Source organism: Hyunsoonleella ulvae, from assembly GCF_016827605.1.
GTDB lineage: Bacteria > Bacteroidota > Bacteroidia > Flavobacteriales > Flavobacteriaceae > Jejuia > Jejuia ulvae.
This window is the reverse complement of the sequence record NZ_JAEPJQ010000002.1, coordinates 181,688-196,263: the sequence shown is the minus strand read 5'-3', so window position 1 is coordinate 196,263 and position 14,576 is coordinate 181,688. Positions and strand designations below refer to the sequence as shown.

The window sequence follows — 14,576 nt, the reverse complement described above, 5'->3', positions numbered from 1 at the left end:
ATGTTTCTTAAATGATTAATTTACTGGAGGCGGTGTTTTGGTTCCCCATTTTTTATTTGGTTTGTTGCATAACCAAATTTCTAAGGTTCCACCTTTTGCAAAATCTTCATGTAAAAACCAGAAGTTTTTAAGTTTTTTACCGTTTAGTTTTGCCTTTTTAATGTAACAATTCTCTTTACTATTATTGTAGGTTTTGATAACGAACTTATCTCCCTTGTAATAGTCATTATTTAAAGCAATAGAAATTTTATCAAAAACCGGTGCTGTAATTTCGTAGTATGGGGTTTGCGATTCTGTACCGATAATATTAAATAGCCCGATAGACATTAAAGTACTAACACCTCCCATTTGTCCTTGGTCTTCATCGTGTCCGCCATAACCTAAATCTGGCGTAATTCCGCCGTAGGCTTTCTCATTAACCTTGCGCACCCAGTATTGGGTTAACCAAGGCGCATTAGCATAACTAAATACATGTGCGTTAGAACATCCTGGTTGGTTGGCATAACTAATATGTCCTGAGCCATAGCTGTGTACAAAACTGTTTTCTTCTTCCTTCTCAAAGGCGTAGTTTAGTTTTTTTATGAGTTCGTTATCGCCTCCCATAAGCGCTGATAAAGTAGGGATATCATGCGACACGCCCCATGTGGCTTGCCACGCGTTTGCTTCTACATAACCCCATCCTTTTAGTGGGTCTTCATGTACATACTTTCCTTTAGGGTCTACTGGGAATAATAATTTCTGTTCTGGATTGTAACATTTTTTCCAAGACTGCGAACGCTTAAAAAAGTAATTGTAGTCTTCTGTTTTCCCTAACTTTTTAGCCATTTGGGCCGCTCCCCAATCTTGAAACGATGCCTCAATAGTAATACCTGCATTGTTAGGCCACCAGCCGTTTTTATCATAAAACTCAAGGTCGTGTGCAAAGAACTTTCCACCTCCCATCATACCTCCAGGGAAATGGTTGTTTTTTATTTGTTGAAATGCATTTTCATGGTCAGTTTTTGTTAAAATATCTTTCATAAAAGCACTTACAATAAGGTTGGTTGCTGGGCATCCCGTCATAATAAAAGAATATCCTCCTCCTGATGGGCCTCTAGGAAGCAAACCACCGTTGTTGGAATAGGCTACCATTGATGAAGCCATATCATCTTGAATCTCTGGCCACGCCAAGCCCCAAAGCACATTTAAATTCCACTGTGTTAACCAAAAAGCATCTGAATTATACATATTATGCTTAACCTTTCCTTCTGAATCTAACCCTGGATTTTTTATAAGAAAATTGGCGTCGGTTACAAAGCCATCGGTTAAATTTCCTGTATTGGTTTTTTCGCCTGTGGTTCTATCTGGGTAGTCGCCGTTAACATCGTTTATACGATGTCTTCCTAATAGCACATGCCATAAATCGGTGTAGAATTTAATGCGCTGTGCTACTGTGCCTCCTTCAACATCAATTTTATGTAGCCATTCGTTCCATATATTTCTACTATCTTCAGCTACTTTGTTGAAGTCCCAAGTGGTACATTCTGTGTTTAGATTATTCCTTGCATTTTCTATGCTTGTGTAAGAAATGGCAATTTTCATTTGTATTTCTTCTCCAGCTTTTACATGATGTATGGAAGACATACCAGCCTCGTTCCCTTTTAGGGTTTTAATGTCTTGAAACCTCTCTTTGCCATCCCAACCCTCTAATGTTTTCCATGGTTTGTCTAATTGAACAACAAAATAAATTTTCACATCCTTAGGGCCAACATTATATGCTCTGTCTACAGAACTAATTGAGCCTTCATATTCTTGCGTATTGATTTTCTTCACATCTGCATTGGTCATTCGGCTGTTGCCCAATAATCCACTTAGCGAAAGTAAAATTTGGGCTTCTGTGTTTTCTGTCCATTTAAAACGGTAAAAGCCAACTCTATCAGTGGAGGTTTGCTCCACCCAAACCTTACTGTCTGGTAAGTAAACACGATGGTATCCCGGTTGTGCTATTTCATCGTCATGTTTAAATTTAGATTTCCAGGCGTTTTCGCCAAGAGTAGGGTTTACACTCGCCAATGTTGGCATAAGGTTTAAACCTGAAAGTGTCCATGCATGGATTTGCGGAAAGCCTAATATTTCATCAGAAAAATAGGCGTATCCACCTCCACCGTTATTCCAGTTTTTGGTCATAGGCGCAGAGCAAGTAACTCCATAAGGTCTGGAGCCTGTTGCAAATAGAAAAAAGCGACCTCTGTTTGTTTCAATAAAAGGGTCAACCCACTCTACGGGTTCTTTATATTGATTAGGGGATGAGAATACCTCAATTTCCGAAAGACCAGCGTTTTCATTTACTGCATCATTAATAAGAAAGCGTACAAACGCTACTTTTTTATCTGAAAAAGTAACGGCTTTTGCAGTACCATCTTCGGGCAACTCTACGGCCATAGTACTACCATCACTAAATTCTAAAGTACCATTTAGTACTCTTCCTTCTGAGGTGGGATAATTGTAAATAACCACTTTATTAACCCATTGCGATGTTTCCCAAGTAAGTTTTATCCAAGCCTCATCTTTGTTGGCCAACCAGTTGCCATTATCGGCAATGGCTATAACATTATCGTTTATATTTTGATGATGATAGGATTCATTGATAGAAGAAGAAGCCGATGCTTTAGCTGTTGTAGCAATGTTTTTCGAGCCTGAATACGCAAATTGCGCTATGGATGCTATTACTACTATTAAAAACTTGTGTTTCATTTTATTTTGTTTTTAAAAGAATAAATCGTGTTTCAAAATGCTCTACCAAGAAGGGAGCGGTTAGTTTCTCAATTTTTTCGCCTAAACTGTTTACGAGGTATACCTCGCTAATACCAGGGTTTTCAAGAAATTTATTGATATCTAAAATGGCATGGTCGCCTTCTGTTTCACGTAGGTGTAGAATAACGCCGTCGTTGGCCTCTGTTGGGCGTGCGTGTACCAATAGTAAATTGTCCACCATATTTAGGTCTATCAAGGATTCTGAAACCTGATTGTTCTTCGATTTTTCTTTACCACTATTTGCTTTACTTACAAATGGTACGCGGTTACCCCAACCAAATTTGGTAGCAAAGGTGTTTGATTTATTCTCTGATGAAGTAATTTGATATTTCCAGTTTAACTCTCCAAACTGGCTAGCTCTAAAGTTGGTTACCCAATAATTATTAAGTACCCACGAGTAAATATGGCCTTTGTTTTTTATGGGGTTTTTATAGTAATATCGCCCTGTATTTATACCGCCGAACTGCACCAGTGGTGTGTCTTCGCTACAAAATACAATTTGCGAATCGTCTGATTTTACAGAGGCATAATTTTGAATGGTATTCCAGTCTGAAGCAGAACCTGCTAATTGGTCTATGCCCGGACGCACCGCACCACCTTGCGCTTCAAAAACCAATTGCGCTTTATCATTTGAAAACGGAAATGCTACATACACACCTTCGGGTTCAATGATGTCAAGCTTTTTCATATTGTATAAAAATTCTATTTCTTTTTTATGATGATGTAAACGAATTTCTATAGTTATTCCTGAAGCTTCTTCTGCACATTCGGGAAGTTGTGCTTTACAAATTACAGATTTCCAAATAGCGCCATCTGTAACTTTTTCAATTTTAAAGCTAGAAAACTTATAGTGTTTTTCGTTAAGGGGTTTAAAAACGGTATCTCTTCTAGTACCTGTTAATCGTTCTAAATCCCTTCTGTTGCGTATCCTTTCATAAATAATAGTTCCAAGTGCATGTGGGCTTTGTGTATCTATCAATTCCTTATTCAGGGTTTTATCATAAATACTTGTAATACCCTTTTCTGCTTCATTTATTTGTATGTTGTAGAAAGCATTTTCAAACTGTTTTGTAGCGGGTAGTTTTTTAGTTCTAGGCGGTGCTTTTTCATCTAATACTTTAATGGTATAAGTGGCGTATCCCATTGGAGGTACGTCTTTTACCCATAGCGCCCAATACGTACCTTCTGCACGTTGCCTTATAATTTGCGACGGTATTTCGTTACCGTTACTATCTACAATACTTGTTTTTTTGTTTAGAGGCAAAATATCATAATCTATAAAGACTTCGGCTATACCGCTTCTAGACCAATTTAAAGTATTGAAAACTGTTACTGATGGTGCTTTTGGGACTTTTACATGGGGCTGAATTAAACCTATGGCCTTTTCTCTTAATAAATTGGCCTGTTGGTTGGCAGACCATATATAAGAGGATTTTTGGCTCCATTGGTCCATCGTGTTTTTGCTATATGGGTCCCTGATGCTTTCTGAGGCACCAAAAGTATGTTCGCTATAAAGCAATAGGTTGTCATAGCAGTTTCTTATTTCGTCATGTATTTGTTCTGGTATGTCTCCACCCGATGTTTGTACCATAGACAATAATCCCATGGTAGCTAACATTTGCGAGTAGCTATTACGAAGCACTTTGGTTTCTTTCATGGCAGAGCCAAAACCATCGGTCCACCAATCTGGCCAAGAAACTTTTTTTGTTTCTATATCATCTGGATGGTTTTTTTCGATGTGCACCATAAACTCGCTGGCTAAGGCAGATTTTAGTTTTGGCCACTCGTAAGTTTCGTTCCATTTTTTAATGATATCGCAGGCTTTGGTTGAAGGTGGGGAGTTATCTGTGGTGTATCCCGAAAACTGAAATGCCACCCTATCAAAAGGATAGGTTTTGTCTTCTAGTTTGTCTAGGTATTTAGAGAGGTTGCTACCAAATACATCCATTTCTCCTGATACCAAACTTAGCGCATTACCGTGCATGTAGTGCTCACTTCTATAAGCTAAAAGCCTTTTTCCTGATGGCGATTCCCACCAGAAGGAGGTAGGTTTATTAAACGGGAGTCTTGCCCTGTGCGCATGGACACCCATAGTTAAGTATTTTACTCCTGTATCTTCGTACATATCTGGCATACACCAGCCAATACCATTTACATCGTTTTGCATTGCTGTTGTTACGTCTATACCTTTAGCTTTAAATTTTTTAAGGGCTTGTAGTTGAATCGCTAATGCGGTTTCATCAATAGTTTCAGAGTAGTTTAAAAACATCCCTGTTACCTCAATTCTACCTTCTTTTACACGTTGTATAAGACGGTCTACTTGTGCTTTAGGGCGACTATTGATGTATTCGCGCACCGTCCAAGCGACTTCGCAGGTCCAACGAAATTGTGCTTCTTTTGGGTAGTGGTCTGTTTGGTCGCAATAGTCCAAAGCATCATCAATATACCTTAAATGCTCTGCTAAAATTTCAGATTGTTGTCGTGTGTAACCAATGTCGGTATGGCTATGCTGTACCAAATAAACCGTCCATTCTTTAATTGGTTGCAGTGCTACAGAAATTTTTTCGGTTAATTTACCATATTGTATTTGTGCCTCTACAGTTTTAGGACTTTCCACTTTTGGTACTAAAAAATCTATTTCGTTAAGTCCTGTTTTTAGTTTTACCTTTTTAGATTTTCCTTCTACTATTAATTTGGCATTTAAGGGTTTTCCTAGATGAACTTGACTAAAACGTACTACGCTAAAAAGTTTGTCGTTTTCTTTTTTTACAGCCTTTAATTGGTAGGCATTAAAAGCGTTTTTTGGGGATATTTTAAAGGTCATGTACCACGCACTGCTATTGTTGGGTACGCCACCAATTTTTAATAATACGGGTTGCCCTAGGGTTACCATGGTTGTTGGCAATGTAAGAACGGCATAGCCCATTTCATCTCGGTTGGAATCTACCATAGATTGGATAAACTGTAGTGATACCCCATTGTTACCTTGAATGGTACGTGACTTTTCTTCTGTAGAAACAGGGTTATTAAAAGTTAATACTTTTTGGTTATTCACAGATAAATCAAATGCTTCACTATTTGGAGTTACATCCATGCCGTACACCCAGATAAAGGATACAGTTTTACCTGTATGATTTTCTGGTATGGCAACGGTTTCCCATTCCATAGGGCCTACATCTTTGGTGGCTCTTGTTAAATAACACGGGTCGTTGTAGGAGTGGGGGGAAGGGTACGCAAAGTTTACCCCTGAAACAGCTTTACCATAGCCATTTATATATTTTGACTGTGCCGAAATATCTAGACTTATACCTGCTAGTAGGGTAATGGTGCATAAAAATTTTAATAGTTTCATATTGTTTTATCTTAAATAGTATTTAGTTAACCGGTTAAGCAATTTTTTAAATAAAAATTAAATGCTTCCACAAGATTGCTTTATGTCCAGTTTGGTTTTCATTATTATATTTTTTGTTGAGACGACTTGGTTTTCAATAGCATCCAATAATAAGTCTACAGCGGTATCTCCCATTTCTATTATGGGGAAATCTACCGACGTTAGGGGAGGGTCAAACAAATCAAATCCTCTATCTTTTCCAAAACTTACTATGGCTACTTCTTCAGGTACATTTATGTTGTTAAGCTTTAATAAACGCAACCCTTCTTCAGCTAAATAGTGCGTGGCAAATACAATACCATCTACTTTTTCTTGATGCACCAACTCTTGCATAGCTTCTTTAAGACTGGCTTCTACATTATTGTAAGTTACGTGTTTAACAACATTGGTGTTATAGGTAATGTCTTTATTTTTAAGTGCTTTTTTATAACCTTTTAAGCGGTCTTTTATAGAATCTAGCTCTAAGGAAATGGTTATAAAACCTATGTGTTTTCTATCGTTATCTATGAGTAGTTCTACAGCAGAAGTCACACCTTCCTTATCCTCTAAGGCTACAACATTGGTCTCTATATCTGCATATTTTCTACCCACAATTACAAAAGGAAAGTTCCCTTTTTTTAATTTTAAAATATCGTCGTGGTTTTTTTCACTAGATACTATTATAAGACCATCTACCTGCCTATCTAACATAGACTGTATGATTTTTGATTCTCTTTCTGGGGATTCGCCTGTACTACTAAACACCACATTATAACCCAGTTTTTCTGCTTTTTTTTCAATGCGTCTGGCTATTTGAGCAAAAAAGCTATCGGATATATTAGGCACAATTAAGCCTATCATATTACTTTTTCCTAAGCTTAAACTTCTTGCTAATTGATTGGGTTTGTAGCTGTGCGCTTGAGCATACTGTTTTATTCTATCTTGTGTTTCCTTGCTAACCCTTTTTTCATCGCCTCTGTCGTTCATGACATAAGACACTGTTGTCTTAGACAGATTTAATGCAATAGCGATATCTTTGAGGGAAATGCTTTTCAAGTGAATTTGTTTAGTTTAACCGGTTAAGCAAATATATAAAAGTTTTCCATAAAATTTGAATTTCTAGAAGAAATATACCGATTTTAACACTAGTGATTTTCTAAATCGAGTGATGAAATTATGGATGTGTTGCGGGTTCTTCTTTAACCATAACGGGTTTGTTATCTATAAATTCAATACGATAATAGTCGTTCTCGTAAAATACGTGGTGCAAGGTTGCCTTACCATTAATTGGCCAAGTATCGTAATTTAAAAGCGGTGCATTGTGTATTTCTGGATAGAAGCCAAAGAAGTTTTTTAGCATTACCTGAGATATTCCTATACCAGATGAACTCTCGCGGTTATTCCATCCACGGTCTGCTATACGTACTCTTGCGGTTTTATTTAATTTGTCCTCGCCCCACAGTTCTCTTGCTTGCGCCCAACTGCCTTCGTGAGTAACGGGTTCTATAGCTCTGTAAAATGCTAATGCATCAGTGGTGTAGTCCATATTGCTCATGGCATCCATAACTTCTGGAATCCAACCATCAAAACTACCTAAAGGCCCATGGTCTGGTCTGTCTGAATCTTTGGCCGCAATATCTTTTAAGGACTGTGCTCTCATCCATGAATCTGTTCTTAATTCTGTATTAAGAAAATCCATCATTTCATTACGTATCTCTAAACTTACATCGTTGGCTAGATATTTTCCGAAGTAAATAAAATCCAGTACATGACGTACTTCTACTGTTTTGTTGTTAGGATATAAGCTATTCCAAACCCCTTTGCCAGCGTATAATTTAAGAATACTTTGCGTCATGCTTTTTACCTGTTCTTCTAGTGCTTTGGCTTTAGCTATATTATTTTTTTGATAATGTAATTTAGCGGTTTCTCGCATCATCCATACATAGCCAATATTAAATGATGGTACTATGTGTACGTAGGTTGGGACGCATTCTAACAAATTTGCTGGGTTTGCACCAAAATCGGCAAGATGGTACAATTCGTTTTCATACCCTTTTTTACCGTAATTAGAGAGGTTTTGCCAGTTCAGGGCATAAGATTCTAAATGCGCCATAACTGTTTTTGCTCCTATTTTTGTATCTAAAAACTCATAATCTCCCGTGGTTGCTATGTACGCACGTATAATTCTGAACAAACACCAATAATTAGCGGAATAGCCATTACCTACACCATTGCCTCCCAAATTGTCTTTGCCATAATGCAAATTTGGGTCTATTTCTATCCAGGCCATAATGTGTTCTTTCATCATTTCTGGGTCTACCACTGCCCAAAGTTCAGACCAAATGGCAATGTCCCAGAAGAAAGTTGTTGTAGCGCCCCATCTTGGGCCTCCTGTTAAATACACACGTTTGTGTTCTGGTAGGTTGGTGTTTAATAAATAGAGTAGGGTTGTAGCACCGGTATAATACACTCTTTTTACCTTTTCATCGTTGGTTTCTAAAACAGGAAAGCACCCTGAAACTAAGTTATTATTAGGTTTAAATAAATTTTGCCATTTATCTTCCCATTTTGTTTTTATTGATGCAAATGTGGTATCAAAGGTATTTTGCCAGTTTTGTGTTTGGGTTTTAAGGGTTTCTAGGTTGTTATTGTAGGATAAAAAATATTTGATGGTTTTTGATTTTCCTGAAGCTAACGTTACGTTCCATTTGGCGTTACCACCACAGTTTCTAACGGATAGACTGTCGGGTTTAGTTACCAACGAAAATGCAGAAATTGCTGGGGTGTTTTTATCTTGGATATAAATATTTTGCGCTTCTTTATGTGTGCTAAAATGTGGGGAGTTAAGAATAGCGTTATCCTTAGGCCAATTTGTTTCTTGTTCTGTGCGATTTGAAGTAATGTGCTTTCGCATGCCTTCTATGGCTGGGTTACGATGCTCAGACCTTTTTCCATCCCAGTCTGGGTATGGATACCACCAATTCCACTTACCATCTTCATATTGGCTTATGTAGCCTATCATATCTAAATCTATCTGGACACTTTTCTCCTCGTTGTCTTTGTTTGTGATGTCTATTTCCCACATTATAGCATTGTCCTCTACAAGCATTCGTGTGGTGCTGTGTATTTCAATACCATTTACAGTAGCTTTTCTTAACGCTTGATAGGGTTGCCAACGAAAGTGTGATGCTTCGGGTGTTATACCGTTAATTTTTAGTGTACCTGTGTGGTGTCCGCCAGAAAATGGCGCAGACACAAACCAACTTACCGATGTTACATCACGATTAAGTAGTGCTTGCCCTCTAAAATTGCGTATAGAAGGCTCTATTGCCATAGTATCTGATGCTATCCATTTCCCTGAAATTTCATCAATTGTCGGGATGTTGGTTGCAACAGATATATTACTTTTTGCATGGTTTTTACATGAGGTTAAACTCATATTTAAACCAATTAGAATAATTAAAAGTGCTGTGGTTTTTTTGCAGTTTTTCATAATTTTCTAACTAAGTAATTCAGGGTGTTTTTCAAGCAGAATTAATATCATCTCTCCAAAATACGTGTTTACCCATGAAAACCAAGGGCGTGTAAAATCTTCGGGGTGGTCTGGTAAATACGATTCATGAATAAAACCTGTACCTGCGTTACTTCGTTTTATTTGTTCTACGCAAAACAGTATTTCTTCTTTATCTTCTGTTGTTAATGCTCTAGAAATTGTGCTTAAGGGCCAAATGCGTTTTGGTGGTTCAAAATAATGGGTACTGCCATTACCTTCGGTAAATTCGCCTTTTACAAATTTAGGATTCCACTCACTAAGCAACCACTTTCTGGTATTTTGGTAAACGGGGTCGTTTATATCGCAAGCACCAATGTAGGGTAGGGACATTAAATTTGGGATTGTAGACTCTTCTAATAATAATTGACTTCCAAAGCCATCTACTTCAAAAGCATACATTTTGCCAAAAACCTTGTGCTCTATTATAGCATATTCTTTAATGGCGCTGTCTATTTGGTCTGCCATTGTTAAGCAACGCTCTGCATAGGTGGTATTATTTAAAATGGTCTTGAACATTTCGGCAAGATGCTTTAATTCTACCACGGCCATTAAATTATCTGGCACATAAAATGGGAATACGCAGGCATCGTCTTGACGGTGTGTGGCGTGTATCATTCCAATTTTCCTGGTAGGTCTTCCGTAACCATTATTTGCAATAACCTCATTGGCCTGGGTGGTTTCTCGCATAAAGGTGTAAGGCCCAAGATTATCAAAACGCTGTTGTTCTAATAATGTTTGGTAAATAAGTTTCATGGCGTTTTCCCAATTGGCATCAAAAGGGGTAGTGTCTCCTGTGGTTTTCCAATATTTGTGAGCCAACCTGATAACGAAAAGAAGCGAATTGATTTCCCATTTGCGTTCATGTAGTTCGTCTTTCATGTCGGTAAGGTCGTCCTTCCATTGGCTAACCTCACTTTTATCTTTTTTAAACGCATTGGCATAAGGGTCTACCAAAACACAGTCTGCCTGCCAGTTTATTAGCCCCATAATCATCTTGCGTAACTTTTCGTCTTTATTGGCAAAAGGTACGTACGGCCATACTTGGCAGGTAGAATCTCTTAACCACATGGCGTTTATATCGCCTGTAATAATATGGCTTAATGGTCTACCTTTTTCTTCTTTATAAAATACAGTAGTATCTAGGGTATTTGGGAAACAATTCTCGAACAACCATCCCAACTCTGGGTCTTTTAGCTGTTTTTTTACTTTTTTTATGACCTGTTCAACGGCTTTACTGGTAAAAAGCCTTTCTTGCTCTGGTGGTCTTTTGGATACAAAATTTTTATAAGGTGTTTCCGAAAGTGCCAACTGCGGACTTAATGCCAGCCCCATAGTACCCATTGCCGTTTGTTTTGCAAATACCCTTCTATTCATTAGTTCTCGATATTTTTTGAAGCTTCAGCTTTCATTAATTTGATTGCTTTCCCTAAGGCACCTGCCGCCCCAAGGAAGGTATTAGAACCATGAGGTTTGTGGTCTATAGCAGAGTACCATTCGTAAAACCCATCATTTTTTATTACTCTATCTAAAAATGGACTTATTTCTTGATAGGCCAATTCCAGATGTCCTGTTTTTATCATGGCCTCAATGGTACGTCCGCCCCACCAGGTCCAATCGGCTGAGTTTACATACACGTAGGGGTCTACACCAGGGTTTAGAAAACTACCTTTTGGATACGGGGGATAGTTGATAACAGCCACCGTCATTGCGCCTGTTAGATTTTTAATGGCAAGCATTTTTTGGTAACTAATTTCTATTTCTTCTTTTGTTAGGAACCCTGCCATAATGCCGTAAACTGTGCCTCCTAAATAGAAAATTTCATCTTCATCAAATCCGCTAAATGGAGAATCTTTTAGATATCTATGTGGTACAAATTTTTGAAGTTTTTCATCCCAAAGGTGTTTTCTAACATTGGCTTTTATAGATGCTCTTTCTGTATCCCAGAAATTGTATTTTTCTGTGTCCTCTTTTACCCATTCCAAAAATTCGTTAATGGCAAGTACGTAAATGGCATTGTCGTACACATCTACACACCAATGCGTGTCTTTAGTTATAAATACACCCCATGGACTTTCTGGTTGTACATCTGTCCAATCTACTGTAGTAGCACCATAAATCAGATTGTACTTTTCTGAATACATCTTTTCCTTTAAAAAGTTAAGTGCCATTTCGCAACGTTCTAAAACGGTTTTTCCGTTTTTTTCTAGCTGTAGTATATCTTTATCGCCAGTAGCGTTAATGTATCTGGCTATGGCTAGTATTAAGGACGATTCTTGGTCGGTTTCAACCGTGTTTTTGTGGGCTTTGTGTTTTGGTGCTGTTTTAGAATAGATGTAATCATATCCAGCCTCGGTATCAATATATGTATAGCCATCAACAATATTGCCGTCTGTGCCTTGAAAATCAAAAAACAATAAAATTCGTTCTTTAATCATTTCTTTTGAATTTACCTCTAGGGCAACTTCAGCAAATGTGGAAAAATCGCGTATCCATGTTTCTGGGTAGTTACTACCGGCATTAAAGTTGCCATCTTTTGGATTTAGCGTTGCTTTTGCTTTTTCATAAACTACATCCAGTCTCGTATCTTCTAAAATCGTTTTGCTAAGGGTGGTTTTGGGGTTTTCTGGTTTTTCTTGTTGCTTTTTTTGGTTTGTACAACCAAAACATACTGCAACAAGCGCAATGGTTACTATTGTATGTTTCATATTTAATGACACTTTATTAATGATTTTTTATTTGATATTTGATGCTTCTGCCTTCATTAATTTTACGGCTTTCCCCAATGCGCCAGCGGCCCCTAGAAAGGTGTTGGAACCATGGGGCTGATGGTCTAGAACGGAGTACCACTCATAAAACCCTTCGTTTTTAATGACTCTATCGAGGAACGGACTTATTTCTTGATACGCCAATTCCAGATGTCCTGTTTTTACCATGGCTTGAATAGCACGTCCTCCCCACCAGGTCCAATCGGCAGAATTTACATACTTGTATGGTATGGTGCCTTCGCCTTTATAGAAACTACCCAAAGGGTATGGAGGCCAGTTGATAACGGCAATGGTCATGGCGCCAGTTAATTCTTTTACGGCCAACATTTTTTTATAACTGGTTTCTATTTCATCTTCGTTTAAAAACCCAGCCATAATACCATATACCGTTGCGCCGAAGTAGTATATCTCATCCTCATCAAATCCAGTAAAAGGAGAATCTTCTATGTATTTGTGCGGTATAAATTTTTGCCTTTGTTTATCCCATAAATGCTCTCTCACATTGGCTGTAATTGAGGCTTTTTCAGAGGTCCAATGGTTGTATTTTTCTTCATCCTCTTTAATCCATTTTAGGTATTCATTTATTGCTAATACGTAAATGGCGTTATCGTAAACATCTACGCACCAATGGGTGTCTTTGGTAATGTAAACCCCCCAGTTGCTTTCTGGTTGTACGTCTGTCCAGTCGATGGTAGTTGCCCCTTTTATAAGTCCGAATTTTTCAGAGTACATGTGCTCTTTTAGGAAATTTAGTGCCATTTCGCAACGTTCTAAAACGGTTTTACCATTTTTGTTGAGTTGCAGTATGTCTTTATCGCCTGTAACTTCAATATATCTGGCTATGGCCAGTATTAAAGATGCTTCTTGGTCGGTTTCAACTGTGTTTTTGTGGCCTTTATAGTTGGGTGCTGTTTTTGAATATCTGTAATTATACCCACCTTCATTTTTAAGTTCTGTATAGCCGTCTATAATATTACCGTCATCGCCTTGAAAATCAAAAAACAATAACATTCTTTCTTTAATAACTTCCTTAGGGTTTACCTCTAAAGCAATTTCTATAAATGTTGCGAAATCCCTTATCCATGTTTCTGCATAATTACTGCCCGCCTGAAACCTGCCGTCTTCTGGCTTTAAGGTTTGTTTGGATTTAGCTAAAACTGCATCTAAGCGTGTATCGGCTAGAATGCTTTCTGCCAATGCTTGCTTTGGGGTTTGCTGTGTTTCATTATTGTTAGTGTTATTGCATGATGACACCAACAATAATAGTGTAATTACTGCTGAAAATTTAAACATGTTTAAAAGTTTAGTTTTTATCTATTTTATTCAAAATATCTTGGTAAAGTGGATAATCCACCGTCTATTTTAATGTCATCTCCATTGATGAAGGCCGCCTCATGAGAGGCTAGGAATACAGCCGTCATTGCCACTTCTTCTGGTTTGCCACAACGTAGCATTGATGCTTGATTTATGGAGGCTTTTAAAAACTCTTCGCCTTCGCTTTTAACTCTATCGGTAAGCATTGGTGTTAAAATTGTACCTGGGGAAATACTGTTAAACCGAATGTTTTTGTTTCCAAATTGACCTGCCAGTTGGTTGGTCATAGATAGTAATCCGCCTTTAGCTGCAGCATAAGCCGTCCAATTATCCCAACTTCTATGGGCTTGGGTAGATGATATGTTTATTACACTACCGTGTTTAGCGGAAATCATGTGAGGTAAACAAGCCCGAATACAACGAAATGCTCCTTTTAGATTAATGTTCATTAGGGTGTCCCAATCGTTATCTGTCATTTTAGTAATTTCTCCTGGTATTGCTACAGCGGCATTGTTTACCAGTACGTCTATTTTGCCAAAGGTATTGATACAGGTTTCAGCCATGGATTGCACTGCTTTGGTGGTGCCTATGTCGCAATGCATATATGTTACTGTGTTGTTACCGCTAGCTAGCCGTTCTGCCTCTTTTTTACATTTTTCCTCGTTTATATCTGCCATTAAAATACGGGCGCCTTCTTTAACGAAAGCTTCACTTATGGCGAGTCCGATACCATCTGCGGCTCCTGTTATAATAGCTACTTTATCTTTTAATCTGGACATTT

The 14,576-nt window shown here is 37.9% G+C and carries 8 protein-coding genes; all 8 read right to left on the bottom strand.

All coding sequences use genetic code 11. The annotated features are described in order from the left end of the window. Positions 1-15: 15 nt before the first annotated feature. Positions 16-2,733, bottom strand: a complete 2,718-nt coding sequence (locus tag JS605_RS06605) for a GH92 family glycosyl hydrolase (protein WP_203256910.1) — start codon at positions 2,731-2,733, stop codon at positions 16-18. A 1-nt stretch (position 2,734) separates the two neighbouring features. Continuing rightward, positions 2,735-6,145: a glycoside hydrolase family 38 N-terminal domain-containing protein gene (locus tag JS605_RS06600; protein WP_203256909.1), complete on the bottom strand. Its 3,411-nt coding sequence runs from the start codon at positions 6,143-6,145 to the stop codon at positions 2,735-2,737. A 57-nt stretch (positions 6,146-6,202) separates the two neighbouring features. Beyond that, on the bottom strand, positions 6,203-7,219 hold the full coding sequence (locus JS605_RS06595) for a LacI family DNA-binding transcriptional regulator (RefSeq protein WP_203256908.1): 1,017 nt from the start codon (positions 7,217-7,219) through the stop codon (positions 6,203-6,205). Between the two features lie 118 nt (positions 7,220-7,337). Next, positions 7,338-9,656 (bottom strand): hypothetical protein, encoded by a 2,319-nt coding sequence (locus JS605_RS06590; RefSeq protein ID WP_203256907.1) that lies wholly within the window; start codon positions 9,654-9,656, stop codon positions 7,338-7,340. Positions 9,657-9,662: 6 nt separating this feature from the next. Beyond that, a complete protein-coding gene (locus JS605_RS06585; RefSeq protein ID WP_203256906.1) occupies positions 9,663-11,090 on the bottom strand; it encodes a glycoside hydrolase family 125 protein in 1,428 nt (475 codons plus the stop codon). Continuing rightward, positions 11,090-12,421 carry a glucosidase family protein gene (locus JS605_RS06580; RefSeq protein WP_203256905.1) on the bottom strand — a complete coding sequence of 444 codons (1,332 nt, stop codon included), beginning with the start codon at positions 12,419-12,421 and terminating at the stop codon, positions 11,090-11,092. Before JS605_RS06580 ends, JS605_RS06585 begins: the two co-directional genes overlap by 1 nt. Before the next feature lie 27 nt (positions 12,422-12,448). Beyond that, positions 12,449-13,774 carry a glucosidase family protein gene (locus tag JS605_RS06575; RefSeq protein WP_203256904.1) on the bottom strand — a complete coding sequence of 442 codons (1,326 nt, stop codon included), beginning with the start codon at positions 13,772-13,774 and terminating at the stop codon, positions 12,449-12,451. A 26-nt stretch (positions 13,775-13,800) separates the two neighbouring features. Beyond that, the gene (locus JS605_RS06570; RefSeq protein ID WP_203256903.1) at positions 13,801-14,574 is read right to left on the bottom strand and encodes an SDR family NAD(P)-dependent oxidoreductase; all 774 of its coding nucleotides are present in this window, start codon (positions 14,572-14,574) and stop codon (positions 13,801-13,803) included. Positions 14,575-14,576 lie beyond the last annotated feature (2 nt).